Below are 24,477 nucleotides of genomic sequence, written 5' to 3'. Positions count from 1 at the left end.
CCTATCCGGCGCGCGGAGCCTCGATCAGCCCGGAACCTCGGCGTAGGAGTGCAGACCGCCGAGGAAGATGTTCACCCCGACGAGATTGAACATCAGGCAGCCGAAGGCGATGAGCTGCACGATCATGGCGGCCTTGCCCTTGAAGCCCGCGGTGGCCCGGGCGTGCAGGTAGGCGGCGTAGGCGATCCAGGTGATGAAGGCCCAGATCTCCTTGGGGTCCCAGCCCCAGTAGCGGCCCCAGGCCTGGTCGGCCCAGAGGGCGCCGGCGATGACGGCGAAGGTCCAGATCGGGAAGCCGATGACGATGGCCCGGTGCGCGACCCGGTCCAGGTCCGCCAGGGACGGCAGGCGGACGGCGGTGTCCTTCCTGACCAGGTAGAGGATGCCGGAGACCCCGGCCATGATGAACAGGCCGCTGGCGATGATCGCCGCCGTCACGTGGATCGCGACCCAGTAGGAGTTGAGCGCGGGCACCACCGGACCGGCCTGCACGTGCAGATACCGTACGGCGAAGCCGAGCCCGAGGGCCGCGGCCACCGTGACGAACGCGCCGAGGAAACGGGTCCCGTAGCGGATGTTCATGAACAGGAACGCGCTCACCGCCGCCAGGCACATCGCGACCACGAACTCGTACATGTTGCCCCACGGCCACCGGCCCACGGCCAGCCCCCGGGTGAGGACGGACGCCAGATGGGTGGCCCAGCCGAGCCAGGTCAGCCCGACCGCGACCGGACCGGCCCACACCGTCCAGGCGGAAGGCGCCTTCTCGACGGGGCCCGCCTCCTGCCCGGAAGCGGGCGGGGAGTCCGGCGGGGCGGTGGCCGCGCCACCGCCGACCGCGACGAGCGCGGGTTCCGCCTGCACCCCGGCCTTGGCCTTCGCCCGGCCGAAGCCCAGGTCGAGGGCGTAACCGATCATTGCGAAGACGTAGAGCAGCACCGTCGCCAAGATGAGCTGATCGCTCAACGTGGCGAGGCCGGCGTCGACCTCAGCGGGCATCCTTCACTCCTGGATTCAAAGCGGAGACGATCTCGGCGAACTCCTCGCTGAAATCGCTGCCTTCGGTGCGCGTCAGACCGCCCACCTCGACGTGTTTGCGGTGTCGTGTCGTCTGGTTCGCGGAGCCGCCCGGCGCCTCGCCCTCCGATGAGCCCTCCGCCGGATCTCCCACTGGGTCTCCCGCCGGATCTCCCGCCGAGAGCGTGCCCGTCGGGGCGTCCTTCACGCGCACCCACACCCTGCGGCGGCGGACGGTCAGGGAGAGCACCAGGCCGGCGACGGCCAGGGCGGAGGCCACGAACGCGGGCACCCGGCCCGGGTCGTAGGCGATCTGGAGGGCGATCCACTCCTTGACGCCGGTGAACTCGATCGAGCCCGCGCCGCCCGGCAGGTCGAGCTTCTTGCCCACGGCCAGCGGATCGGCCTTCATGACCAGCGGCTTCATCTTCTTCAGGCTCGTCGGATCGAGCTCGTAGACCGACTGGGGGCGGCCGTTCTTCATGCCCAGGTCACCGGCGAACGCGCCGTACACCTGGGCCGTGGGGTTGGCCGCGCCGGGGAAGACCGACACCCAGTCGCCGTCCATCGGCACGGTCGTCGGACGGAAGGCCACCAGGAGGCCCAGCTGTTGCGGCTGGGCGTCCGGCACCTTGATCACGCATTCGGAGGTGAAGTTGGCCGGCTGGACGACCAGGCACGGCACCGGGCCGTCGAAGGCGACCTGCCCCTTGCCATCCGTGATCTTGAAGGTGGGCGCGTACCCGTGGTCGATCAGGTAGGTCAGCGTGCCCCTGACGGTCAGCGGCTCGTTGACCTTGAGGACGTAGTCGCGCTCGGGCGCCCCGGGGGCGTCGGCGACCTTGAGCTTCGCCGCGAAGTCCAGGGGCTGGCCCTGCCGCTCGCCCCGGGCGATGTAGCTGGCCTGGAAGTCGTCGAGGGTGAAGGAGAACGGCTCCAGCGACTCGGCGTTCACCTGCTGGCCGGGCATGTAGCGGTCGTAGGCCGCGACCGTGTTGGCGAACCCGTCCCCCTCCACGACCAGCACGTTGCCGCGGTAGCCGTACAGCGCGCCCACCCCGACCGCGACCAGCAGCCCGAGCAGCGCGACGTGGAACAGCAGGTTGCCGGTCTCGCGCAGATAGCCCTTCTCCCCCGCGACCCAGCCGGGGCCCGTGGTCACCCGGAAGCGCTTGGCGCGCAGACGCGCCGCCGCCTCCTCGACGGTCAGATCACCGTCGAAGGAGGCGTACTGGGGCAGCCGGACCAGGTTGCGCGGCGGCGCGGGCGGCTTCCTGCGCAGCTCGCGCAGGTGAGCCGTGGTGCGCGGGAGCACGCAGCCGATCAGCGAGAGGAACAGCAGCAGGTAGATCGCGGCGAACCACGGCGCCTTGAACACGTCGAACAGCCAGAACCGGTCCAGCCACTCGGCCGCACGCGGGCTGTCGGTGAAGTATTGGGCGACCTTGGCGTCGGAGACGCCGCGCTGCGGCCAGATCGACCCCGGGATCGAGGCGAGGGCGAACAGGAACAGCAGGATCAGCGCGGTCTTCATCGACGTGAGCGTGCGCCAGAACCAGCGCGCCCACCCCACGGGGCCGAGCTGGGCGGGCCGCGCCTCGGGCCTGTTCTCGGTCAGAGTCGTGTTCACGCTCGCACTCGCTCGGCTGCTCGTCGGCTCGGGACTGGTTTCGCGCACCGCTCGCCCTCCGGCGACCCGCTCGGTTTCCTTCATCAGATCACCGGCTCGAATCCGCCGACCCATCCCTGCATCGTCACGATGAGCTCTCCCCAGAGCCCGGTGACGAGCAGCAGGCCGACCGTCACCAGCATGGCCCCGCCCACACGGGTGATCAGCGGCGAGTGGCGGCGGATCGCCTTGAAGGTGTGCAGGGCCTTGCGGTAGGCCAGCCCGGCCGCCAGGAACGGCAGGCCCAGACCGAGGGCGTAGGCGAAGGCGAGCAACGCGCCGCGTCCGGCGCTGCCCTCGGTGAGGCCGAGCGTGAGCACGACGCCGAGGGTCGGGCCGATGCAGGGGGTCCAGCCGAGGCCGAACACCACGCCGAGCAGCGGCGCCCCGGCGAGCCCCGCGGCCGGAAGGCGGTGGATGCGGAAGTCGCGCTGCAGACCCGGGATGACCCCCATGAAGGCCAGGCCCAGCACGATGGTGAGCGCGCCCAGCACCCGGGTGATGATGTCGGCGTTGCCGAGCAGTGCTCTGCCCAGCCCGCCGAAGAGCGCCCCGCCCGCCACGAACACCGCGGCGAAGCCGAGGACGAACAGCGCGATGCCCGCGACCATGCGCCCCCGTCTGGGGTCGGCGCTCATCCCGGTCACATACGACAGGTAGCCGGGGACCAGGGGCAGGACACACGGGGAGAGGAAGGAGACCAGACCGGCCGCCACCGCGATCGGCAACGCGAGGACGAGCGAGCCGCTCGCCACCGTGCTCGCCAGATCAGCGCTCATCGTGAGTCCACCGCCGCTTCGGGTTACCTCTCATCGCCGACCTTGGTGACCACGGCGAGAAGGTCGTTGTATTTGACCGCGCCGAGCGCGCGGGCGGCGATCCGGCCCTGGCGGTCGATGATCAGGGTGGAGGGGACGGCCGCCGGGGGGACCGTGCCCTGGAAGGAGAGCGCGACCTTGCCCGGCTGGTCGAAGATGCTCGGGTAACCGGACTGCTGGACGCGCTCGAAGGCGAGCGCGTCGGCCTTGCGGTCCTTGAAGTCGACGCCGAGGAACTCCACGCCGCCGGCCTTGGTCTTGGCCGCGATGTCCTTGAGCACCGGTGCCTCGGCCCGGCAGGGAGCGCACCAGGAGGCCCAGAAGTTCATCACCACGACCTTGCCCCTGTGCGCGGCGAGTGTGGCCGAACTCCCGTCGAGGGTCTCCCCCTGCACCGCCGGGGCGGGCTTGCGGTCGGCGGCCTCGAACATGGTGATCTTCCCGTCGCCGGCCACGAAACGGGTGTCCCCGGTCTGCGGTTGCGTCCCCTGGTTACCGGCGCACCCGGCCACGGTCAGGAGCAGCACGGCGGCGACGAAGGATTGTGCGCGCATCAGAGGCAGGGTCTCCCTGTACTACAACCGGTAGAGCAGTCACTCTACCGGCGAGGTCACGCGCCTGGCACAGTGGGGCGCTTGACGAGCCCACCTGCGGGTTCGCTGTAACCCACGCTGATCAGCCGGCCTCCCTCGAAGGAGAAACTGGTGAGGCTGGCCAGGCCGCACTGCCTGCGGCGGGGGTCGTGCGGCAGCCGCCTGCCCTCGGCCGCGAGCCGCATGATCCAGATCGGGAGCTGGTGACTGACCATCACCGCCTCGTGGCCGCGCGCCGCGTCGCGGGCGGTGTCGATCGCGCCCTTCATCCGCCGGACCACCTCGATATAGGGCTCGCCCCAGGAGGGACGGAGCGGGTTCCACAGGTGGCGATAGTGGCGCGGATTGCGAAAGAGCTTGTCGCCGTTGCCGACCGAGACGCCCTGGAAGATGTTGTCCGCCTCGATGAGCCGGTCGTCGAGCGTGACCTCCAGGCCGAAGGTCGCGGCGAGCGGGGCCGCGGTCTCCTGAGCCCGCTCCAGCGGGGAGGAGAACAGGGCGACGACGTCACGTCCGGCGATCGCCTTGGCGACCGTCTCGGCCATCTGCCGGCCGGTCTCCGAGAGGTGGTATCCGGGCAGCCTGCCGTACAGGACGTTAGCGGGGTTGTGCACCTCACCGTGGCGCAGGAGGTGGACGACGGTGGTCTCAGCCATGGTTACGCCAGCCTACCGATTAGTAGGGGCCGATAGCGCGGATAGACGAGTGGTTCTGGTCATGCCCTGGGGACGGGATTAGGGTCGTAACGGTCATCTTCGGCTTTCACTCCTAAAGGGTCGCTTTTGAGCCCGTTCGCGTTGGTCCTCGTCTTGTCCTCGGCCGTGGCCCACGCGAGCTGGAACCTGCTGAGCAAGCAGGCGGCCAAAGCCGACGGGATCGTCTTCATCTGGCTGGTGGCCGTCGCGTCCACGGTGCTCTGGAGCCCGCCCGCGCTCGGTTATCTGATCCTCACCGGCGCCCGCCTGTCCTGGACCGGCGCCGGGGTGATCGTCGCGAGCACCGCGCTGCACCTGGGCTACTTCCTGCTGCTTCAGCGCGGCTACCGCCACGGCGACCTGTCGATGGTCTACCCGATCGCACGCGGCACCGGGCCGCTGCTGGCCAGCCTGGTCGCCATCCTCTTCCTGGGCGAACACCCCGGCCCGGTGGGGATCACCGGCATCCTGCTGGTCGGGACGGGAGTCCTGCTGCTCGGTGCGGCCCGCAGGCCCAGCCGCGCGGATCTGGCCGGAATCGGGTTCGGACTGGCCACCGGGCTGTTCATCGCCGGCTACACCGTCTGGGACAAGCAGGTGGTGAGCGCCTTCGCGGTCGCGCCGATCCTGCTCAGCTACGGCGGCGAGTTCTGCCGGGCCCTCGCGCTCACCCCGTCGGCGCTGACCGCCCGCCGCCGGGACCTGCTCCTGCCCGTCTGGCGGGAGCACCGCACGCGCGTGCTGGGCGCGGCGGTGCTGGTGCCGCTCTCCTACCTTCTGGTGCTCATCGCGTTCACGTTCTCGCCGGTCAGTGTGGTCGCCCCGGTGCGGGAGATCGGCGTGCTCGTCGCGGTGGTGCTCGGCGGCAGGCTGCTGGCCGAGGGCGACCTGCGCCGGCGACTGCTGGCCGCCGCCGTCATCGTCGGCGGCGTGGTGACGATCGCCCTCAGCTGACGTCCTCCCCGGGCGCGGGCTTCTCCCTAGGCGCTGGGTCGTCCCCGGACGCGGAGTCGTCTCCAGGCACTGGGTCGTCCCCGCCGCCGTCGTCGTCGAGAACCTGGTCGATGAGGTCCGCGGCCAGACGCAGCATCCGGCGCTCCGCCGGAGACAGTGCCCGTGTCATCGCCCGGGCCAGCCAGGCATCGGAGTCGCGCGCCTGGCCGGCGCGGTTGCGACCGCCGCCGTCGCCGGGTTCACCGGCGCCGCCGTCACGGGCCACGGGTGGGTGACGGCGGCCGCGGTCGTGGTGATCGCCGCTCTGGCGGCGGCGCTCGGCGGTTTCAGCCGGTCCTCCGCCGAGTACAGCACCCGGTTCATCACGTTCGTCGTCATCACCACCGGCCTGGGACCGGTCGCCGACCCGGTCGCGGTGGGCGTGGTCTTCGGCCTGGGAGCCGGCGGGGCCGCAGCCGTCACGCTGCTCGCCGCGCTCACGACACGCGCCCTCGCCACCCGGCGCGGGCGTATGCCCGTCGGCGGGGAGAGCACGCCCTCGCCGCCGCCGCGGGCCCTGTTACGCCACTGGCGGGCGTCGCTGCGCACCCTGCGCGGGTGGCGGTACACGCTGCGGCTCACCCTGTGCCTGGCGCTCGCCGAGGTGATCGGGGTCCTCTGGCACCACTCCAAGGCCTACTGGATCGCCGTCACGGTGGTGATCGTGGTGCGGCGCGATCTCGGTGAGGCCCTGACCCGGCTCGTCCAGCGGGCCGCCGGAACCGCCGCGGGCGTGATGGCGGGCTCCGCGGTGCTGCTGTGGGTCCTGCCACCCTGGCTGCTGGTGCCGGTCGTGGCCACGCTGGCCGCGCTGCGGCCGACGTTGAAAAACCGCAACCACATGATGTACGCGATGGTGATGACGCCACTGGTGCTGCTGCTGCTGGGCGCCGGCGACGCCGTGTCGCCCACCACGATCGCCTACCGGATGGGGGACACCGTCGTCGGGTGCGTCATCGCCCTCTGCGCCGGTTACCTGCCCTGGCTCCATCCCCGGCTGAACCCGCCGCCCCGCGTCCCGGCGGGGCAGGAGTCCTCCGACGAGAACAGACCGTGAGTTCCAGGGAGAACGACCATGACAGGAGTGCCCGTGGCATCGTGGACCGATTACGCGATCTGGTGGCAGGTGTATCCGCTCGGTTTCACCGGCGCGCCCGCGGAGGCGCCGCCCGAGGGTACGCCGATCCGGCACCGGCTGCGCCGGTTGGAAGGGTGGCTGGACTACACGGTCGAGCTGGGCTGCTCGGGAGTCCAGCTCGGACCGATCTTCGCCGCCGAGACGCACGGATACGACACCGTGGACCACTTCCGGATCGACCCGCGCCTCGGCGATGACGCCGACTTCGACCACCTGGTGGCCGCCGCCGGGCGGCGCGGACTGCGCATCGCGCTGGACGGGGTGTTCAACCACGTCGGCCGCGCCTTTCCCGCCTTCGCGCGAGCACTGGCCGACGGTCCGGACTCCCCGGCCGCCCGCTGGTTCCGGCATCGGCCCCAGCCGGACGGGACGGTCGGCTACGACGTCTTCGAGGGCCACCGGCATCTGGTCGCCCTGAACCACGACGAGCCCGCCGTGCTCGACCACGTCGTCAACGTGATGAACCACTGGCTCGACCGGGGGGCGGCCGGCTGGCGACTGGACGCTGCCTACGCGGTCCCGCCCGGCTTCTGGCGGCGGGCGCTGTCAGAGGTACGGCGCCGGCATCCCGACGCCTGGTTCGTCGGGGAGGTGATCCACGGCGACTACGCCGGCTACGCGTCCCGCGGCGGGTTGGACTCGATCACCCAGTACGAGCTGTGGAAGGCGATCTGGAGCTCGCTCAACGACGGCAACCTCTTCGAGCTGGCCTGGACGCTCAACCGGCACAACGAGATCCTCGATTCTCTCGTGCCCCTGACCTTCGTCGGCAACCACGACGTGACCAGGATCGCCAGCCGGCTCACCGACCGGCGGCATCTCGGCCACGCCTTGGCCGTGCTGTTCACCGTGGGCGGCACGCCGAGCGTCTACTACGGCGACGAGCAGGCCATGGAGGGGGTCAAGGAGGAGCGGGCGGGCGGTGACGACGCGATCCGGCCCGAGTCGCCCGACGGTCCGGACGACCTGGCGCCGACCGGCCGGCCCGTCTACCGGCTGCACCAGCGGCTCATCGGCCTGCGCCGCCGGCACCCCTGGCTGGTCAGGGCCCGCACCACGGTCGAGCACCTGTCCAGCCGGGCGATCGCGTTGCGATCGCACACCGGCGACGGCGAGGACTGCGTCGTCGTGCTGCTGAACATCCACGACCATCCGTACCGGTTCCCGCTCGACCTCGGCGACCTCGGGGTCGCCGAGACTTCCGAGCCCGCGGGGAGCCCCGGCGATCCGACGCTCGTGCCCGCATACGGCTGGAGCGTCCTCATCCCCCTGCGCCCGGCCCGGCCGCCCCGGTGAGAAACCCCGCCCGACGCCCCGGTCAAAGACCCGCTCAGGCAGGCCTGATCAGGGAGGCCTGATCAGGAGCACCCGGTCGAAGAGGCCCTGTCGGGACGGCACTCGCGTGTTCGGACACCCGCGTGTTCGGACACCCGCGTGTTCGGGCGTCAGCGCGTTCGGGCATCAGCGGTGGTCGGCGGAGACCGCCCTGAGCGCGTCGACGGCGGCGCGGATCGCCGGGCGGCGGGCCGCGTCGCTGCGCCAGATCGCGTAGATCTTGCGGATCGGGCGCGGCCGGATCGGGACCACCCGGACCCCCTCGGGAACGAAGTCACGGCCGAGGCGGGGGATGATGGCGCATCCCTGCCCGGCGGCCACGAGGGCGAGCTGGGTGGGGTATTCGTCCGCCCGGCAGGTGATGTCGGGCTCCAGTTCGGCCGCTCGCAGCGTGTGGACCAGCCAGTCGTGGCAGATCGTGCCGGGCGAGGAGCTGATCCATCGTTCCCCCGCCAGCTCGGCCAGCTCGATCTCGGGCCTGCCGGCCATCGGGTGGCCGGCGGGCAGGATCGCGTCGGCGACGTCGTCGAAGAGGGTGGCCCGTGACAGCCCCTCGGGAATGGCCAGCGGCCGGTTCATCCAGTCCTGGATCACCGCGAGGTCGAGCTCTCCCCTGGCCACCTCGCGGACCTGCCGCTCGGGCTCCCGCTCGAACATCTCAAGCCGGAGGTCGGGGTGGCGCTCGTGCAGGTAGGTCAGCGCCGCGGGCATCAGCCCCCGGGCCGCAGTGGGGAAGGCCGCGATGCTCAGCCGTCCCACGACCTCCCCGCGCAACGCCTCGAAGTCGGCTTCGGCGGTCTCCACCAGCGCGAGGATGCGCTCGGCGTGGTCGGCGAGCAGCCCGGCCGCGTCGGTCAGCCGCACCCCGCGCCCGTTGCGCTCCAGCAGCGTCGCGCCGGTCTCCCGCTCCAGCTTGGCCAGCTGCTGCGACACCGCCGACGCGGTCACCATGAGCGCGTCGGCCGCCGCGCCGACCGATCCGTAGACGGAAACGGCGTGCAGGGCCTTGAGACGGTTGAGATCCAACATGTAAGCGATTCTAAATGGCCAAGGTAAGAAAGTCTCGCTTGTGCTGAATTATCGCCACAAACAAGGATGGAGAGATGAGAACACGGCATCTCTTCCTGGCCATCGGCCTCGCCGCCGTCTGGGGTTTCAACTTCGTCGTCATGGAAGCGGGCCTGCGACACTTTCCGCCACTGCTCTACGTGGCTCTGCGCTTCGGCCTGGCCGCATTCCCCGCCGTATTGTTCGTCGGCGGCCCGCGCGTGCCGTGGCGGTGGGTGCTGATCGCCGGAGCCACTCTCGGCGTCACCCAGTACGGCCTGCTCCTGCTGGGCATGCGGGCGGGCATGCCCGCCGGTCTCACCTCGCTCGTCGTGCAGGTCCAGGCGGTCTTCACCGTGATCCTCGCCGTGGTCCTGCTCAAGGAACGGATCACCACCCGCCGGATCGCCGGGATGGCCGTCGCGTTCGCGGGGCTGGCCCTGATCGCCCTGGACCTCGGCAACGGCGGCCCGGTCGGCGCGTTCGTCCTGGTCGTCGGTGCCGCGGCGGGCTGGGGCGCGGGCAACATCGCGGTCAGGAAGGCCGCACCCCCGGACTCGTTGCGCTTCATGGTCTGGCTGAGCGCGGTGGCGGCCGTGCCCATGCTGGGTCTTTCCCTGCTGGTGGAGGGGGTTCCCCGGCTGGAGTTCTCGACGGAGGGCACCCTGTCGGTCCTCTACGTCGCCCTGGTCTCCACCCTGGGCGGCTTCGGCGTGTGGGGTTTCCTGCTGAGGCGCTACGACGCCTCGGTGGTCGCCCCCTACAGCCTGCTCGTCCCCGTCTTCGGCATGTCCTCGGCCGCCCTGTTCACCGGCGAGCCGATCTCCGCCACGAAGCTCGCCGCCGCCGTACTCATCATCTTCGGCGTCCTGTACGCCAGCACCCGCCCGCGCGGCGCGGCCCGTGCCGTACCGGCCGCCTCCCCGGCACACCCCACGACGGCCGGAACGACGGCGAGCCCGTGACACTCCGGGCCGCCGCCCGGGAGCGGTGAGGTTCGCCGCCCGGAAGCGGTGAGGTTCGCCGCCCGGAAGCGGTGAGGTTCGCTACCCGGGAGCCGTGAGGTTCGCCGCGGTCCCGCCCGGGACGGCACAGGCGGGGCCCGGACCGGTCTCGCCACCGGACACCTCGTCCCACCCGGCGTCTCCCCGATGTCTCACCCGGCGTCTCCTCGATGTCTCACCCGATTCCTCACCCGGCGTCTCGCCGACGTCTCACCCGGCGTCCAGGACGCGCTCGGCCAGCCGGCGGGCGATGCGACCGGAGTCCACCTCCGGCCGGGTGGCGCCGGAGATGAGGGCACCCTCGACGATGAACAGCAGCTCGTCCGCCGCGCGGTCCGGGTGGGGATGCGGAAGCCCCTCAAGCTCGGCGCGCAGGATCTCATGGAGCCACTGCCGGTAGGCATGGGTCTCGGCGTGGACCGGATGATCCGGGTCGGTGAGCGCGAGGTCGGCCGCGATGTAACGGCAGCCCCGGAAGTCCGGCGAGGACACGATCCGGGTCAGGACGTCGAAGACGCTCATGATCCGCGCGCGCGGGTCGGTGCCGCCGGCCTCGATCGCGACCCGGTAGCGCTCCTCATCCTCGGCCGCAGCCACCCGGATCACCTCCACCAGCAGGCCGTCCTTGCCGCCGAAGTGCTGGTAAAGCGAACGGCGGGCCACATCGGCCTGCTTCAGGATCGCGTCGACGCCCACGCCGACGCCCTGGGTGTAGGTGAGCTTCCGGGCCGCGTCGAGCAACCGCTCGCGGGGTCCGGGCTTGGCCGCGGCCTTCGTCTCGGTAGTCATGAGACCAATTCTCGCTCGCACTTGACAGTAGATCAACCGGTTCATCTATTATGGCTTCAAGCGAGTAGATCGCTCGGTCTATCTACCAACGAGGGAGCAGCGTCATGGGAGTTCTGGACGGCAAGGTCGCGGTCGTCACCGGCGGCACCAGCGGCATCGGAGCCCGCACGGCCACGCTGTTCGCGGCGGAGGGCGCCCGGGTCGTGATCGCCGGACGCCGGACGGAGGAGGGCGAGAAGCTGGCCGCGGAGTTCGGCGGCACCTTCGTCCGCACCGACGTGTCCGTCGAGGCGGATGTGGAGGCCCTGATCGCCCACGCCGTCGAGCGGTACGGCCGGCTGGACGTGCTGGTCAACAACGCGGGCGACCCGGGGGCGGGCGGCAGCGTCGCCGACGCCGACCTCGCCCGCTTCGAGCAGACCTTCGCCGTGCACCTGGGCGGGGTGCTGACCGGGATGAAGTACGCCTCCCGGGTGATGCTCGGCCAGGAGTCGGGCAGCATCATCAACATCGCCAGCACCACCGCGCGCCTTGGGGGCTGGGCCGGCCTGGGCTACTCCGCGGCCAAGGCCGCGGTCATCCAGCTCACCCGGGGCGCAGCCGTCGAGCTGGGCGAGCACGGCATCAGGGTCAACAGCATCTCACCCGGCCCGATCCTGACCGGTATCTTCGCCAAGGGCGCCGGGATGGACGCGGCGGAGGCCGACCGCACCGCCGCCGCCATGGAGTCGGCCTTCACCGCCGCCCTGGAGATCTACCAGCCGATCCACCGGGCCGGCACCCCCGACGACGTCGCCCAGGCCGCCCTGTGGCTGGCCGGCGACGGCTCGGCCTTCGTCAACGGCCACGACCTGGCGGTCGACGGCGGCATCTCCGCGGGCCGCCCCGCCTCGGTCGCCCTGGCCGAGCGGGCGAAGCTGGCCAAGGCCTTCGCCGACCTGCGCGGCTGAACAGGCCGTGACGGCACGGCCCACGAAGCCGCCCGGCCTGGCCGCGTCCACCCCCGCCAGGCCGGGTGGCGAGACGACGCCGGCCGGAAGTGGTCACTCGCTTTCACTGGAAAGTGGCCGTATGACGACAGGCCACTCGTCCTTAGGCTGTGACGCCTGAACTCGTCGCGGCCGATCGGCGGGACACTCCCCTGTCACGCCGGGAAACGGACCGGGCCGGCCGCGCGGACCCTCGGCCCGCGCGATCCAGGGAGAGACCACATGATCGACGTCCGCAGGCTCCTTCCATCCGACAGGGATGCATGGGAGGGCCTGTTCCGCGCGTACATCGACTTCTACCAGCGAGTCGAGCCGGCGGAGATGTACGACAGGGCGTGGCGGGAGTTCCAGGCGGACACGCGCCTGCACGCCCTCGGGGCGACGCTGGACGGCGAGCTCGTCGGCATCACCCACTTCCTCGTCCACGCCAGCACGTCGGCCCCCGACTCCGACATCTGCTATCTGCAGGACCTGTTCACCGATCCGGCCGCACGCGGCAGGGGCGCGGCCCGCGCGCTGATCGCGGCCGTGACCGACTGGGCTCGGGCCCGCGGCTGCCACCGCGTCTACTGGAACACCCACGAATCGAACGACACGGCGCGACGCCTGTACGACAAGATGGCCGAGAATCGCGGCTTCATCCGGTACCAGATCGAGCTGCCGCACTGACGCCCACCCGGCCGATCGCGGAACGCGTCCCCCGGCGACGGCTCCGGCTTCGCCGCCCCGGGATGACGGGTGGGCGGGTGTGGACGGAAGCAGCCGTCCGGCGGCGGGACGACCCCTCGAATACGCCAGAACTTGCCGGGCCTTTGGCCCGCCTGAAGTGGAGTCCCCTTCCCCCACGTGTCACGGTGGGGAAGGGGAGTCAATTGTCATACATCCGCAGCTTCGTGCCTTGGATCGCGTTCGCGATCGTCAACGGGATCGACGTCCGTCACGGCGCGCTGACGGGCCTCGTCCTGGCCGCGGTGCTGATCGCGCTCAGCCTCCGGCAGGGCGCGGGCTGGGACGAGCTGGTGATCGAGCTCAGCGGCCTGGTCTTCTTCGGGGTGCTGGCCCTGGTCACCCTGGCCGTCCCGAACGCGCTACTGGAGGAGTACGCCACCGCGCTGTCCCTGGGCTGGCTGGCCGTCACCGCATGGGGGTCGCTGGCCGTCCGCAGGCCGTTCACCCTGGGCCTCGCCCGCCGGGTGACACCGCGCGAGGTCTGGGAGAACCCGCTGTTCCTGCGGGTCAACCGGGTCATCACGGCGGTGTGGGCGAGCGCCTTCACCCTCACCGCCGTGACGCTCGTCGTCCTGGCCCTCACGGCCCCGGACAACCAGATCGCGTCCGTCGCCGTCCAGATCGCGGGCTTCGCCGTACCGGCCCTGTTCACCGCCCGCTATCCGAGAACCGTCGCCCGCAGGCCCACGCCGTCACTGCCCTGACCTCGGCACCCGGCCCGTACGGCCGTCCCGAGTGTCGACCAGCACGGGGAGCCGATCAGCTCGGGCCGTCGAACTCGCCGTCCTTGACGCCGCCGACGAAGGCCCGCCATTCACCCGGGGTGAAACGGAGCCGGGGACCGTCGGGGTTCTTGGAGTCACGGACGAGGTAGTGGTCGCCTACCCGCGCGACCTCGACGCAGTCGGCACCGTTGCCGCTGCGGCTGCTCTTGCGCCAGGTGATGAGGGGAGAGTCCATCGGGGCTCTCCTGCGCTTTCTTCGTGTGAACGGATGGATCTCAGGAGAACCGCTCGGCCGCTCGCGCGATGAGCGACTTCGATTCCTCCGGGCTGAGCGCCGCCGCTCGCAGGCGGTCAAGTGTGAGCGTGTACCAGTGGATTTCAGTTTTGCGGGACACGACCGGCCGCTGTGACCGTCTGCGACCGGTCCTTCCTACGGATGTCCCGGGGATGTCCGGTTCAGTGCTACCGATCCGTTTCGGTGGCCACCCGGCCCGCCAGCCGCTCGTAACGCTGCCTGGCGGCCTGGGAGGTGCCGAGGCCGAGGCCGAAGGCGATCTCCTGCCAGGTGAGGCCGCGTCCCCTGGCCATCAACAGGAGCCCGGCCTCCAGCTGGTCCATCTCCGCGCGCGCCAGCGGCATGAGGGTCAGGGCGGCGGTGATGTCGGCGTTGTCCACCTCCGGCTCGCCCTCCTCCCGCACCGCGCCGCCTCCCGCGAGGAACGACACGAGCCTGATGGCCTCGTGCGGGCCGAGGACGTCGGGATGGACCTGTCGGGAGCGCTGCGCCTCGGTGGCCGCGTGCCGCTCGGCGATGCGCATGAGCGAGGCGTACACGCGATGCGCGCGCACCTGGCCTGCGTCAGGAGGGGTGAAGGGGTCGGACGACCGATCGGGCTCGAAAGACATGCGTCCAGGATGAACCATCAAACTATTTGTTGTCAACAAACTAAAGCAAACAAATTGTTTACAAGGAGAGAGTCCGGGCCTGCCCACCATCGCCACTGGCCGATCGGTCGCCGCTCAAGCCCCGAGTCCACGCGGACGGACACACCCCACCCTCGACGGTGGAACGGGAGAGCAGGACAGTGCCCCGGATCACTCCTTACCGCTGATCAGCGTCACCGGCCGTGACCTGGTCGCCGACAGCGTGGTCCATACGCTCGTCGCGCCGGTTACCACGAACGCCCCAACGACCAAGATCCCGAGCAGCTCCCATGGAATGTCGACGACCGGTCTCCCGACGGCTCGCACGGTGCTGGAGCCGATTCCGGCCAGTGCGCCCGCCGCCACCGCGCAGCCGAGGAGCACGCCGATCAGAGCCACCGCCCACGACTCGATCAGCGCCATCCGTACGACCTGCGCCCTGCTCAAGCCGGTCATCCGGGCGTTCGCGAACTCCGCTTTCCGCTCGGTACCGGCGATCACCACCGCGTTGATCACGGCTACCAGCGTGTAGAGGGCGGCCAGTCCCATGAGCACGGCCAAAATCCCCATGTTGCCTCGCCACTCGGCGGCGGACCTGGCGTCGGCCCACTCGGACACGGTGCTCACCCCGCCGATGCCGGCCGCGCCGATTCGCTCGGCGACCGCCGCGGGGTCGGCGCCGGGTACGACCTGGACGACGGTTTGGGCCGGCGCGCCCGCCACCAGTTCGGCGGGGATCAACTCGCGGGGCACCAGGAAGCTGTCGGCGTAGTTCTCCAGTGTCGCCGGCAGCATGGCGACGATCCGCAGCCTCAGTTTCCGCGCACCGATGCGCGCCGACACCGTGGAGCCGAGTCTCAAGCCCTCGCCGGCCATTCCTGGGCCGACCGCGATGGTCCGGCCGTGGAGCCTGTCCAGCGTGCCGAATCGCGGAGCCGGCCGGTACGTCCGCCGGTAGGCCGCCGCGTCCACCGCGACGACCCCCGAGTAATGGGTCCTCCGCAGTGCTCTTCCCTCGTCATGGTGCGTGGCGGTCACGGCCATCGGCACCGTGACCCGTACCGAGGCGACCGCGACCCCCGGCACCGCCGTGATCCGTTCCGCGTTCGATCCGGTCGAGTCCACGACCAGATCGCCCGCGACGATGCGCTTGAGATCCTCCCCGATGAGCCGTCCCAGCGATCCCAGCGTGCCGGACAGGCCCAGCAGCATGGCGACGAGCACGATCAGCGGTGCCGCGGTGGACGCGCTGCGGCGCACCCCGTCACGCAGGTTCGCCTGTGCGATCTCACCGAGTGTGCTCGCCCGCAGCACGAGCCCGAACAGCCTGCCGACGAGCGGGACCACCAGCGGGCTCAACTGGCTCAGCGCGACCGCGCCGGTCATCGAGACGGTCATCGCCACGACGAGTGCGCCCAGCAGGTCGGCCGACCGCGCGACCATCACCATCCAGACGGACAGTGCCAGGGAGGACAGGCCGAAGCACCACCTGAAGAAGGTCATCACCCGCGCGGCGGCGCCGGTTTCCCTCAGGGCTTCCAGCGGACCTACCTTCGCCGCCCGCCAGGAGGCCGTGAGCGCCCCGAGCAGTGCCACCCCGACGCCGACGGCAACGGAGACCAGGAGAATCCAGCTCTGCCAGCCGACGGAGAATCCGTCGGGCAGGAAGCCGAGCGCGATCAGCAGGCGGGACTGCACCCACGCCGCCGGCAGGCCGAGCACCGTACCGGCCCCGGTGCCGATCAGGCCCAGCAGCAGCGACTCCGACAGCAGCAGCCGGACCAGTTGGCCGCGGCTGCCGCCGACCAGCCGCAGCAGCGCCAGATCCTTACGCCGTTGCGCCACGGTGAAGGAGAAAGTGGAGGCGACGACGAAGACCGCGAGGAACCACGACAGCATCGCCGTCATGCCCAGCACCGTCGCGGCCCCGACGTATCCCTCCCGGATGCTCTCCTCGGCCTGCTTGGACACACCCGGCGGGATCTTCGGCTTCCCGGTGGCGACCAGCGCCAGCAGCGAGGACTGCACCAGGGCGACCCCCATCGCCACGGACAGGATCCCGCCGACGAAGAGCTGCCAGCGCTCGGAGAACGTGCTCATCGACAACCGCAGCACGACTCAGCCCTCCAGTCGCGCGAGCCGTTCGGCCACCTCACGCGCGGACGGACGCGTCAGGCGATCGACGATCCGGCCGTCGGACAGGAACACCACCGCGTCGGCGTGGGCCGCCGCGACCGGATCGTGAGTGACCATGATGATGCTCTGGCCCACCGAGCCGACCATGCCCCGCAGCAGCCTGAGCACCGTACGGGCCGAGGTCGAGTCCAGTGCCCCGGTCGGCTCGTCGGCGAAGAGCACGGCGGGCCGGGTGATCATCGCCCGAGCGATCGCGACCCGCTGTTGCTGGCCGCCGGACAGCTCCCGCGGCCGGTGCCGGAGGCGGTCTTCCAGTCCGACGCCGGCCAGCACCGCGCGTACCTCTTCGCCGGACACCTTCACGCCGGCCAGCTTCAGCGGCAGGGCGACGTTCTGCTCCGCGGTCAGAGAGCCGATCAGGTTGAAGCTCTGGAAGACGAAGCCGACGGTGCGCCGCCGCATCGCGGTGAGCACGCTGTCCGGGGCTCGCGTGATGTCCTGTCCGGCCAGGAGGACCTGCCCTCCGTTCACCTTCTCCAGACCGGCCGCGCAGTGCAGCAGGGTGGACTTCCCCGAACCGGACGGCCCCATCACCGCGGTCCACGAAGCGGCGGGGAAGCCGACGCTGACCCCCCTGAGCGCCAGCACCCGTCCGTCCCCTGCCCCGTACTCCCTGGTCACCTCGCGCAACTCCACCGCGGCCCGGGAAGTGCCGGCAGCCCACGATCGCCCGATTCCACCTGTCACCGTCATGGAGTCGATCCCATCGCCGAAACCGTCCCGGGTCTTCAGCCCTGGCCACCAACTCCGAGGTGTGCCTAGCCCTACCTGCCGCGGTGGGCCGGAGCGGGATCCCGGGCCGGGTCTCGGCGGGCATCTCCCGGAGAGGAACGCCGAGCCGGCACGAGCTGCCGGCTGATGACGATCCAGGCGGCGGCGACGGCCAGAGGTACCGCGGTGAGCACCGTGAGGGCCGTTTCGTCGAACTGCCCGCCCAGCAGCAACCCCGTGAGCAGAAAGAAGACCATGTTGTTTCCGGAATGAGCCAGACTCGCCGTCCAGATGCTGCCGCTGCGAAAACGAAGCCAGGCGAGAATGGTCTCCTGAAACAGAAGGGAAATCGTCCAGACCAGCAACCCGAGAGCGACGTTGCTGAAATTGATGTATCCAAGAAAAGCGAGAGGATAGTGCCAGACGGCCCAGATGATCCCCGTCGCGGCGACCGACGGCAGCGGGCGATCGGTGAACAGGCGGAGCCGCAGGTAACCGGTCCACCCGAACTCCTCACCCCAGTAGACGGGGACGAGCACGAGGACCACTCCCATCAACAGGGCAAGCGACGCCCATCCCGGGAGGCCGGGGACGAGATCGCCGAGCGGGGAGAGGTCCGGACTCCACACTCCCAGCGCCGCCGCCAGCCCGGCCGTCGCGGCCACCAGCACCAGCGGTCCAAGCCAGGCCACGAGGTAGTAGGACCACCCGCTCCTCAGGCGGAGAGCGAGTCCCGCGTCGCCGAATCCCTCTTTCGTCACCCAGCGGCGTACGATCACCGCCGCGCCGGCGGGAGCGAACCCGGCGGGAAGCTGCACCAGCGGGTTGACCACCGAAAGTCCCAGGAGCAGATGGGCGCAGAACAGCCACCCCCAGGCCACCCCGAAGGAAATGAGCAGAAATACCAGCAGCCCTTTCCTGTGCAAGGACATGAACCCGTCACCTTTTCCTGAACCAATGATCACGACATTTGCCCGGGTTCAGAAAATCACGCGGCCCGGCGGGCGACATCATCACCAGCCCCCAATCAGAGGTGGGGCCAGGCCCACCATGCCGGTTAGGGCCGGCCGGGTGGGCACACGAGCGGGTTAACCTGGCGCATGCTCCCCCGGAATCCACGAACTCCATTCGAATCGGTCGTCCGGCGCCGGTTCCTGGTCACCGGCTGGCCGTGGCGATCCCTGGGCTACCTGCTGACGTCGGCGGCGCCCATGCTCATGGCGGCGGTGCCGCTGGCCTTGCTCAGCCTGCCCTGGACCTTCGCGCTGCTGCGGACGACCGTGCCGGGCGACCGGCCGCCGCTCGGCACATTGGTGTTCCTCATCGCGCTCGGCGCCTTGCTGATCATGGGGTTCGGGCCGCTGATCGCTCTGCCGCTGGCAGAGCTGGAGCGTCTGCGCCTGCGCCTGGTGGATTCCCGGCCGGTCGCGTCCGGGCATCGCCGGCCACCGGCCCCGGGGCCGTGGGCATGGCTGCGTACCCGCTATACCGAGGCGACCACCTGGCGCGAGCTGGGCTACGCCTGCCTGCTCGTCACCGTGATACCGGCGATGTACCTGGCAGTCACGCTGCTCCTGCTGCTGATCGGCGTGTTCATCGCGAGTCCGCTGCTGACGCGCGGCGACACGGTGGCGCTCGGGTTCGGCCAGATCACCGCTGATGACGCACTGCCGTACGCGCTCATCGGTCTCGCGTCGCTCCCCACCCTCCCGTACCTGCTGGCGGTGCTCGCCGGCGCGCAGGGCGCCGTCGCGCGGACGATGCTCCAACCCGGATCCAGCGAAGATCTGCGCGCCCACCTGGTCGAAGTGTCGCGCTCACGCGCCCGGCTGGTGGACGCCTTCGAGGCCGAACGCCGGCGGATCGAGCGCGATCTGCACGACGGCGCCCAGCAGCGGTTGATCGCTCTGACGTTGCAACTCGGCCTGGCCCGGCTGGATCTGCCGCCCGACTCGCCCGCGAACCAGAGCGTGGCCGGCGCGCACGAGCAGGCCAAGCAGCTCATGGTCGAGTTACAGGAGCTCATCCGCGGCATCCACCCCCGGGTCCTGACCGACCTGGGACTGCCGGCGGCGCTGGGCGAGATCACCGATCAGACCCCGTTCCCGATAAGGGTCAGCACCGACCTGCCCGGACGGCTGCCGAGCCATATCGAGGGCACGGCGTACTTCGTGGTCGCCGAGGCGCTGAACAACATCACCAAGCACAGCGGCGCGACGGAGGCCGACGTGACCGCGCGCTGGCGGGGCGACGTCCTGACCGTCGAGATAAGCGACAACGGGAACGGCGGGGCGACTCCTGACGGCGGCACCGGCCTCATCGGCCTAGCGGACAGGGTGGCCGTGATGAACGGCAGAATGTTGCTGTCAAGCCCGGTCGGAGGGCCGACTCTCCTACGTGTGGAGCTTCCGTGCAGCCAGAACGACCTCCCATCCGAGTAGTTCTCGCCGAGGACGGAGTGCTGCTGCGCGAAGGTCTCAGCGGCCTGCTCGACAGATTCGGGTTCGAGGTCGTGGCCGCGGTCGGCGACGCCGACGCCCTCAGGGCCGCCGTCGCCGAGCAAGCCCCGGATCTGGTGGTGACCGACATCCGGATGCCGCCGGGATTCACCGACGAGGGGCTGCGCGCCGCGGTGCAACTGCGCCGCGCCCGCCCCGGCCTCGCGATAGTCGCCCTCAGCCAGTACGTGGAGCTGAGTTACGCCTCCGACCTGCTCGACACCGGTGACGGCAACCGGATCGGCTACCTCCTCAAGAACAGGGTGGTCGACGTCCAGGAGTTCGTCACCACACTGCGCCAGGTGGTCGACGGCGGGACCGTGATCGACCCCTACGTCGTCCGCCAGCTTCTGCGCCGGCATCACGACCCGTTGTCCCGGCTCTCCCCTCGCGAGCACGAGGTCCTCTCCCTCATCGCCGAGGGGCACTCCAACGCCGCCATCGCCAAACGGCTCGTCGTCTCCGAGACGACCGTGGGCAAGCACGTCGGCGGCATCCTCGCCAAGCTCGACCTCCCTCCTACCGAGGACACGCACCGCAGGGTCCTGGCCGTGCTCGCCTATCTCAGGAGCGGGGCCGGCCGGTAGAACGCGTCAGCCGTGCACAATGCGCCCCTTCTGCCCTCGACGGCGAAAGCGGGAGAGAATGAACGCAAGACAACGGAGATGATCTGAATGAACACACCGGGTGACGGGGACGATGTTACGGTGACCGACGTGAGTAGCGCACTCGACTACTGGCCTTCCCCTCCCCCATGGGGATGGACCGCCGACGATCTCGATCACCTTCCGGCAGAGGGACCGAACGGCGAGCCCGACTTCTTCAAGCACGTCGAACTCATCGATGGAGCTCTCGTCTTCATGTCCCCCCAGAAGCGCTTCCACCAGCGCATGATCCGCCGGCTCACCGAGGCTCTCGACAGCCAGACGCCGGAGCGCCTGTCGGCGGTTGATCAGATGGACGTCAAGCTCGGCCATCGGATGCGCCCCTGTCCCGACGTCGTCGTCGTCGACGCGGAGGCCGCCGACGACGACGAGCGGACGTTCTACACCCCCGCCGAGGTCCGCCTCGTCGTCGAGGTCGTCTCCCCCGAGTCCGAGGACCGCGACCGCAAGACCAAGCCGTTGCGCTACGCCGAGGCCGGGATCGCGCACTTCTGGCGGGTCGAGAACAACGACGGCAGCCCCGTCGTCTACGTCTACGAGCTCGACCCCGCCACCGGCGCCTACGGCCTCACCGGCATCCATCACGGACGGCTGACCGTCCCGGTCCCCTTCGCCATCGACATCGATCTGGACAGGCTGCCCCGCTAGTGCGGTGACCGGGAGGGTTCACCGGGTCGCTGCTCGCGGCGGTGGGGCCTAAGCGGGTTGGATGTGAGTCGTCAGATCCAGCTCGGCGCGGGGAGGCGTAGTGGCAGAGCCCGTCAGGGTCCGAAGACTCACCGACCAAGAAGGACAGAAACTCCAGCAGATCGTGCGCCGGGGCAGCGCCAGCTCCGTGCGTTACCGGCGGGCGATGATGCTGCTTGCCTCGGCCGGCGGCAACACCGTCCCGGTCATCGCCCGCCTGGTCGCCGCAGACGAGGACACCGTGCGCGATGTGATTCACCACTTCAACGAGGTCGGCCTGGCCTGCTTGGACCCTGGATGGGCGGGAGGCCGTCCCCGCCTGCTCAGCCCTGACGATGAGAACTTCGTCGTGGCGACGGCCACCACCCGCCCGATGAAACTCGGTCAGCCCTTCACCCGCTGGTCGATCCGCAAACTCCTCGCCTACCTGCGCACAGCACCCGGCGGATGATCGGGATCGGCCGGGAGGCGCTGCGCTGCCTGCCGGCCCGCCGCGGCGTCACCTTCCAGCGCACCACGACCTGGAAGGAGTCCACCGATCCGGACTACGACGCCAAGCTGAACCGGATCGAGCACGTCCTGGAACATTTCCCGGCCGGGTGTTGGCCTTTGATGAGTTCGGGCCGCTGGGCATCCGTCCCACGGCTGGTTCGGGCTGGGCCCGCCGTGGGCGGCCGGACCGGCTGCCGGCCACCTACCGGCGCACCCACGGCGTGCGCTACTTCCACGGCTGCTACTCCATCGGTGACGACACCTTGTGGGGGATCAACCGGCGCCGCAAGGGCATCGATCCCCCCTGGGCCGCGCTGAGTCGATCCGCGCCGCCCGCCCGGACGCCGCCCCGATCTACGTCATCCTGGACAACCTCTCGGCGCACAAGAACTGGCGCATCCGCACCTGGGCCAGGCGGCACAAGGTCGAGTTGTGCTTCACCCCGACCTACGCCTCCTGGGCCAACCCGATCGAGGCGCACTTCGGGCCGCTGCGGCAGTTCACCATCGCAGGCTCTGATCATCCCAACCACGTCGTGCAGACCCGGGCGCTGCACGCCTATCTGCGCTGGCGCAACGCCAACGCCCGCCACCCCGACGTCCTGGCCGCCCAGCGTCGTGAACGTGCCCGGATCCGCAGTGAAAAGGGCATCCGCTTCGGCGGACGCCCCCTCCCACTCGCTGCGTGATCACTCAACCCGGTGAACGTATGTGATCACCGCACTAGGTGCCAGCCGTGAACGGCTCAGGCGCCGAGGAGGGCCAGCAGGATTCCGGCGGTGGCTCGGCGTCGCGGAGAACGTCCCCGAAGGTCAGCCGAGCAGGGCTGATTGCAGGGCGTACTGCTTCAAGGTGATGGCCTCGGCGGTGCGGCGGGAGGAGTTGGCGGCCATCTGCTTGCCGGGCAGGTAAGGCATCAGGCGCATGTACTGGTTGAGGAAGGCGGTCAGCAACCGGCCCTGGGGGACGATCATCTTGCTGACGCCTTCGCCGGACTTCTGGGCGCCGTCGACGTAGCCGCGCATGGCTTCCTCGTAGCGGGCGAAGCCCACGCGGTGGTCGCCGCCCGCTGCCGCCAGCTCGCCGGCCAGGACGTACGCGCCGACCACGGCCAGGCCCGAACCCATGCCCGACAGCAGGCAAGGTGAGTAGGCGGCGTCTCCGAGCAGGGCGATCCTGCCATTGGACCAGGAATCCATGCGGACCTGGGCGACGGAGTCGAAGTAGAAGTCCGGAGCGTCCCACATGGCCGACAGCAGCCGCTGGGCTTCCCAGCCGACGCCGTCGAAGGCCTGGGCCAGGATCTTCTTTTGCTGCATGGTGTCGTGCCGGTCGTAGGCCAGCGGGGGCGTGCCGAACAGGAACATGGCTCTGGCCTCGGTGTTGTGGCGGGCGCTGTAGACGGCGACCATCTTGCCCGGCGGGCGGTAGGTGAGCCCGGTGTGGTCAAGGTCGAGGTAGTTGGCGATGGGGAAGACCGCGCAGTGCACGCCGAGGTGGCGGACGTAGGCGCTTTCGGGGCCGAAGGCGAGCGCGCGGACGGTGGAGTGCAGCCCGTCGGCCCCGATGACCAGGTCGAAGCGGCGGGCCGGGGCCGTCTGGAAGGTGACCTGCACGCCGGACTCGTCTTGGGTCATGCTGGTGATGGTGTCGTTGAACAGGTATTCGACGTCGGTGGCCGCGTAGAGGATGCGCGACAGGTCGCTGCGCAGGATCTCCACGTCTCCGGCGAACAGGTCGGCGGACATGTTGCTGAGCTTCTTGCCCGCGGCGTTGACGTAGGACATGGCGCCCATGCCCGTCTGCTGCCGCATGACCTCCCCCAGCACGCCCATCTCGTCCAGCACGGACAGGTGGGCTCGGCCGCGGAAGTCCACGGCGTGGCCGCCGGTGCGCAGGGCGGGGGCGCGTTCCACGACGGTCGGGGTGAAGCCGTAACGGCGCAGCCAGTAGGCCAGGGCGGGGCCGGCGACGCTGGCGCCGGAGATGAGGATGTTCACGCTTGCTCCATGGTCGTTTGCCGCGGGAGCCGACGCCCCAAGGCGGGTGCGGGAACCGGGCTCCCGCCCTTGGAAACGTAACGTAACGTTCGGCTGCTGTATTAACGCAGTCCGCGACCTCGACTGTCAAGAACGCAACGTCACGTTCTACGTGGTAGGTTCGGCGGGTGACTGGAAAGGCCGGCGCAAGCGCGCGCTCACGAGCGGTGATCCTCCAGGCTGCCCTCGACCTGTGCGCCGAGCAGTCCTACGCCGCGGTGACCATGGAGGCGATCGCCACCCGCGCCCGGGTAGGCAAGCCGACGCTGTATCGCTGGTGGCCCTCGAAGGGCATGCTGATCCTGGAGGCGGTGACCGAGCGGCTGGGCGAGCCGTACTTCACGATCCCCGACACCGGCGACCTCGCGACCGACATCCGCACCTGGATCCACACCGTCACCACGATCTTCACCGAGGAGGAGCTGCGTGGCATCCTCGCCGGCGTGGTCGGCTCGGCCCAGCACGACCCCGATCTCGCCGCCATCCTCCACACGCAGGTCCACATCCCCCTGTCGGAACGCAACCGCGAGCGGATCCGCGCCGCGCAGGAGCACGGCCAAATGGCCGGCCTCGACCCTTACCTGATGGAGGACATGCTCGTCGCGCCGCTGTGGTACCGGCTGCTGATCACCGGTCAGCCGATCGACTCCACCTACGCCGACATGGTCGTGGACGCTGTCATCAACGCCACCTCAGAGCCATCCCGAGACCACTAGTGCGGTGAT

At 70.1% G+C, this 24,477-nt stretch carries 25 protein-coding genes and 1 pseudogene; 12 read left to right on the top strand and 14 right to left on the bottom strand.

The window, feature by feature from the left end:
* Nucleotides 1-24: 24 nt before the first annotated feature.
* The 5 genes from ccsB to ACQPYK_RS03270 form a co-directional block, all read right to left on the bottom strand.
* Nucleotides 25-999 carry a c-type cytochrome biogenesis protein CcsB gene (ccsB, locus tag ACQPYK_RS03290; RefSeq protein ID WP_433249939.1) on the bottom strand — a complete coding sequence of 325 codons (975 nt, stop codon included), beginning with the start codon at nt 997-999 and terminating at the stop codon, nt 25-27.
* Nucleotides 989-2,647, bottom strand: a complete 1,659-nt coding sequence (resB, locus tag ACQPYK_RS03285) for a cytochrome c biogenesis protein ResB (protein ID WP_433249932.1) — start codon at nt 2,645-2,647, stop codon at nt 989-991. The genes ccsB and resB overlap by 11 nt, the downstream gene beginning before the upstream one ends.
* Nucleotides 2,648-2,730: 83 nt before the next feature.
* Entirely contained in the window at nt 2,731-3,465 is a 735-nt protein-coding gene (locus tag ACQPYK_RS03280) for a cytochrome c biogenesis CcdA family protein (RefSeq protein ID WP_433249929.1), read from the bottom strand.
* Between the two features lie 23 nt (nt 3,466-3,488).
* The gene (locus ACQPYK_RS03275; RefSeq protein WP_433249926.1) at nt 3,489-4,058 is read right to left on the bottom strand and encodes a TlpA family protein disulfide reductase; all 570 of its coding nucleotides are present in this window, start codon (nt 4,056-4,058) and stop codon (nt 3,489-3,491) included.
* 56 nt (nt 4,059-4,114) lie between these two features.
* Nucleotides 4,115-4,753 (bottom strand): histidine phosphatase family protein, encoded by a 639-nt coding sequence (locus tag ACQPYK_RS03270; protein ID WP_433249923.1) that lies wholly within the window; start codon nt 4,751-4,753, stop codon nt 4,115-4,117.
* 126 nt (nt 4,754-4,879) lie between these two features.
* On the opposite strand from ACQPYK_RS03270, the gene ACQPYK_RS03265 reads away from it, so the two are divergent.
* Nucleotides 4,880-5,746 carry a hypothetical protein gene (locus ACQPYK_RS03265; protein WP_433249920.1) on the top strand — a complete coding sequence of 289 codons (867 nt, stop codon included), beginning with the start codon at nt 4,880-4,882 and terminating at the stop codon, nt 5,744-5,746.
* Here the strand turns inward: ACQPYK_RS03265 and ACQPYK_RS03260 are convergent.
* Nucleotides 5,739-6,011, bottom strand: coding sequence for a hypothetical protein (locus tag ACQPYK_RS03260; RefSeq protein WP_433249917.1), 273 nt, complete (start codon nt 6,009-6,011; stop codon nt 5,739-5,741). The two genes, ACQPYK_RS03265 and ACQPYK_RS03260, sit on opposite strands and share 8 nt — an antisense overlap.
* A 6-nt stretch (nt 6,012-6,017) precedes the next feature.
* Between ACQPYK_RS03260 and ACQPYK_RS03255 the strand changes: the two genes are divergently transcribed.
* Both ACQPYK_RS03255 and ACQPYK_RS03250 read left to right on the top strand, forming a co-directional pair.
* Nucleotides 6,018-6,842: an FUSC family protein gene (locus ACQPYK_RS03255; RefSeq protein WP_433249914.1), complete on the top strand. Its 825-nt coding sequence runs from the start codon at nt 6,018-6,020 to the stop codon at nt 6,840-6,842.
* 33 nt (nt 6,843-6,875) lie between these two features.
* On the top strand, nt 6,876-8,219 hold the full coding sequence (locus ACQPYK_RS03250) for an alpha-amylase family protein (protein ID WP_433249911.1): 1,344 nt from the start codon (nt 6,876-6,878) through the stop codon (nt 8,217-8,219).
* A 165-nt stretch (nt 8,220-8,384) separates the two neighbouring features.
* On the opposite strand, the gene ACQPYK_RS03245 is transcribed toward ACQPYK_RS03250, so the two are convergent.
* Entirely contained in the window at nt 8,385-9,287 is a 903-nt protein-coding gene (locus tag ACQPYK_RS03245; RefSeq protein ID WP_433249908.1) for a LysR family transcriptional regulator, read from the bottom strand.
* Nucleotides 9,288-9,361: 74 nt separating this feature from the next.
* On the opposite strand from ACQPYK_RS03245, the gene ACQPYK_RS03240 reads away from it, so the two are divergent.
* Entirely contained in the window at nt 9,362-10,270 is a 909-nt protein-coding gene (locus ACQPYK_RS03240; RefSeq protein ID WP_433249905.1) for an EamA family transporter, read from the top strand.
* Between the two features lie 249 nt (nt 10,271-10,519).
* Here the strand turns inward: ACQPYK_RS03240 and ACQPYK_RS03235 are convergent, their stop codons facing one another.
* Complete coding sequence (locus tag ACQPYK_RS03235; RefSeq protein ID WP_433249902.1) at nt 10,520-11,098, bottom strand: TetR/AcrR family transcriptional regulator; 579 nt, start codon at nt 11,096-11,098, stop codon at nt 10,520-10,522.
* A gap of 104 nt (nt 11,099-11,202) precedes the next feature.
* On the opposite strand from ACQPYK_RS03235, the gene ACQPYK_RS03230 reads away from it, so the two are divergent.
* The 3 genes from ACQPYK_RS03230 to ACQPYK_RS03220 all read left to right on the top strand — a co-directional run bounded on the left by ACQPYK_RS03230 (nt 11,203) and on the right by ACQPYK_RS03220 (nt 13,520).
* Nucleotides 11,203-12,048 (top strand): SDR family NAD(P)-dependent oxidoreductase, encoded by an 846-nt coding sequence (locus ACQPYK_RS03230; protein WP_433249899.1) that lies wholly within the window; start codon nt 11,203-11,205, stop codon nt 12,046-12,048.
* Nucleotides 12,049-12,309: 261 nt separating this feature from the next.
* Nucleotides 12,310-12,756 carry an N-acetyltransferase family protein gene (locus ACQPYK_RS03225; RefSeq protein WP_433249896.1) on the top strand — a complete coding sequence of 149 codons (447 nt, stop codon included), beginning with the start codon at nt 12,310-12,312 and terminating at the stop codon, nt 12,754-12,756.
* Nucleotides 12,757-12,959: 203 nt separating this feature from the next.
* On the top strand, nt 12,960-13,520 hold the full coding sequence (locus ACQPYK_RS03220) for a hypothetical protein (RefSeq protein ID WP_433249893.1): 561 nt from the start codon (nt 12,960-12,962) through the stop codon (nt 13,518-13,520).
* 55 nt (nt 13,521-13,575) lie between these two features.
* Here the strand turns inward: ACQPYK_RS03220 and ACQPYK_RS03215 are convergent, their stop codons facing one another.
* The 5 genes from ACQPYK_RS03215 to ACQPYK_RS03195 all read right to left on the bottom strand — a co-directional run bounded on the left by ACQPYK_RS03215 (nt 13,576) and on the right by ACQPYK_RS03195 (nt 18,304).
* The gene (locus ACQPYK_RS03215) at nt 13,576-13,776 is read right to left on the bottom strand and encodes a DUF397 domain-containing protein (RefSeq protein WP_433249890.1); all 201 of its coding nucleotides are present in this window, start codon (nt 13,774-13,776) and stop codon (nt 13,576-13,578) included.
* 227 nt (nt 13,777-14,003) lie between these two features.
* Complete coding sequence (locus ACQPYK_RS03210) at nt 14,004-14,447, bottom strand: DNA-binding protein (RefSeq protein WP_433249887.1); 444 nt, start codon at nt 14,445-14,447, stop codon at nt 14,004-14,006.
* A gap of 189 nt (nt 14,448-14,636) precedes the next feature.
* A complete protein-coding gene (locus ACQPYK_RS03205) occupies nt 14,637-16,580 on the bottom strand; it encodes an FtsX-like permease family protein (protein ID WP_433249884.1) in 1,944 nt (647 codons plus the stop codon).
* A gap of 3 nt (nt 16,581-16,583) precedes the next feature.
* Nucleotides 16,584-17,354: an ABC transporter ATP-binding protein gene (locus tag ACQPYK_RS03200; protein ID WP_433249881.1), complete on the bottom strand. Its 771-nt coding sequence runs from the start codon at nt 17,352-17,354 to the stop codon at nt 16,584-16,586.
* A 71-nt stretch (nt 17,355-17,425) separates the two neighbouring features.
* A complete protein-coding gene (locus ACQPYK_RS03195; protein WP_433249878.1) occupies nt 17,426-18,304 on the bottom strand; it encodes a CPBP family intramembrane glutamic endopeptidase in 879 nt (292 codons plus the stop codon).
* Nucleotides 18,305-18,472: 168 nt separating this feature from the next.
* Here ACQPYK_RS03195 and ACQPYK_RS03190 point away from each other — a divergent pair, with 168 nt between their 5' ends.
* The 4 genes and pseudogenes from ACQPYK_RS03190 (at nt 18,473) to ACQPYK_RS03175 (ending at nt 22,402) form a co-directional block, all read left to right on the top strand.
* Nucleotides 18,473-19,813 (top strand): sensor histidine kinase, encoded by a 1,341-nt coding sequence (locus ACQPYK_RS03190; protein WP_433249875.1) that lies wholly within the window; start codon nt 18,473-18,475, stop codon nt 19,811-19,813.
* Entirely contained in the window at nt 19,783-20,457 is a 675-nt protein-coding gene (locus ACQPYK_RS03185) for a response regulator (protein WP_433249872.1), read from the top strand. The genes ACQPYK_RS03190 and ACQPYK_RS03185 overlap by 31 nt, the downstream gene beginning before the upstream one ends.
* A gap of 120 nt (nt 20,458-20,577) precedes the next feature.
* Nucleotides 20,578-21,183: a Uma2 family endonuclease gene (locus ACQPYK_RS03180; RefSeq protein ID WP_433249870.1), complete on the top strand. Its 606-nt coding sequence runs from the start codon at nt 20,578-20,580 to the stop codon at nt 21,181-21,183.
* Between the two features lie 100 nt (nt 21,184-21,283).
* Nucleotides 21,284-22,402 (top strand): annotated as a pseudogene (locus ACQPYK_RS03175) (IS630 family transposase).
* Nucleotides 22,403-22,525: 123 nt separating this feature from the next.
* Here ACQPYK_RS03175 and ACQPYK_RS03170 read toward each other — a convergent pair.
* Nucleotides 22,526-23,713 (bottom strand): FAD-dependent monooxygenase, encoded by a 1,188-nt coding sequence (locus tag ACQPYK_RS03170; RefSeq protein ID WP_433249868.1) that lies wholly within the window; start codon nt 23,711-23,713, stop codon nt 22,526-22,528.
* A gap of 167 nt (nt 23,714-23,880) precedes the next feature.
* On the opposite strand from ACQPYK_RS03170, the gene ACQPYK_RS03165 reads away from it, so the two are divergent.
* On the top strand, nt 23,881-24,468 hold the full coding sequence (locus tag ACQPYK_RS03165; protein WP_433249865.1) for a TetR/AcrR family transcriptional regulator: 588 nt from the start codon (nt 23,881-23,883) through the stop codon (nt 24,466-24,468).
* Nucleotides 24,469-24,477 lie beyond the last annotated feature (9 nt).

This window comes from Streptosporangium sp. CA-135522, assembly GCF_050949235.1.
Lineage (GTDB): Bacteria > Actinomycetota > Actinomycetes > Streptosporangiales > Streptosporangiaceae > Streptosporangium.
Note: the sequence above shows the minus strand (reverse complement) of the source record. Positions and strands in the feature narration are given on the sequence as shown.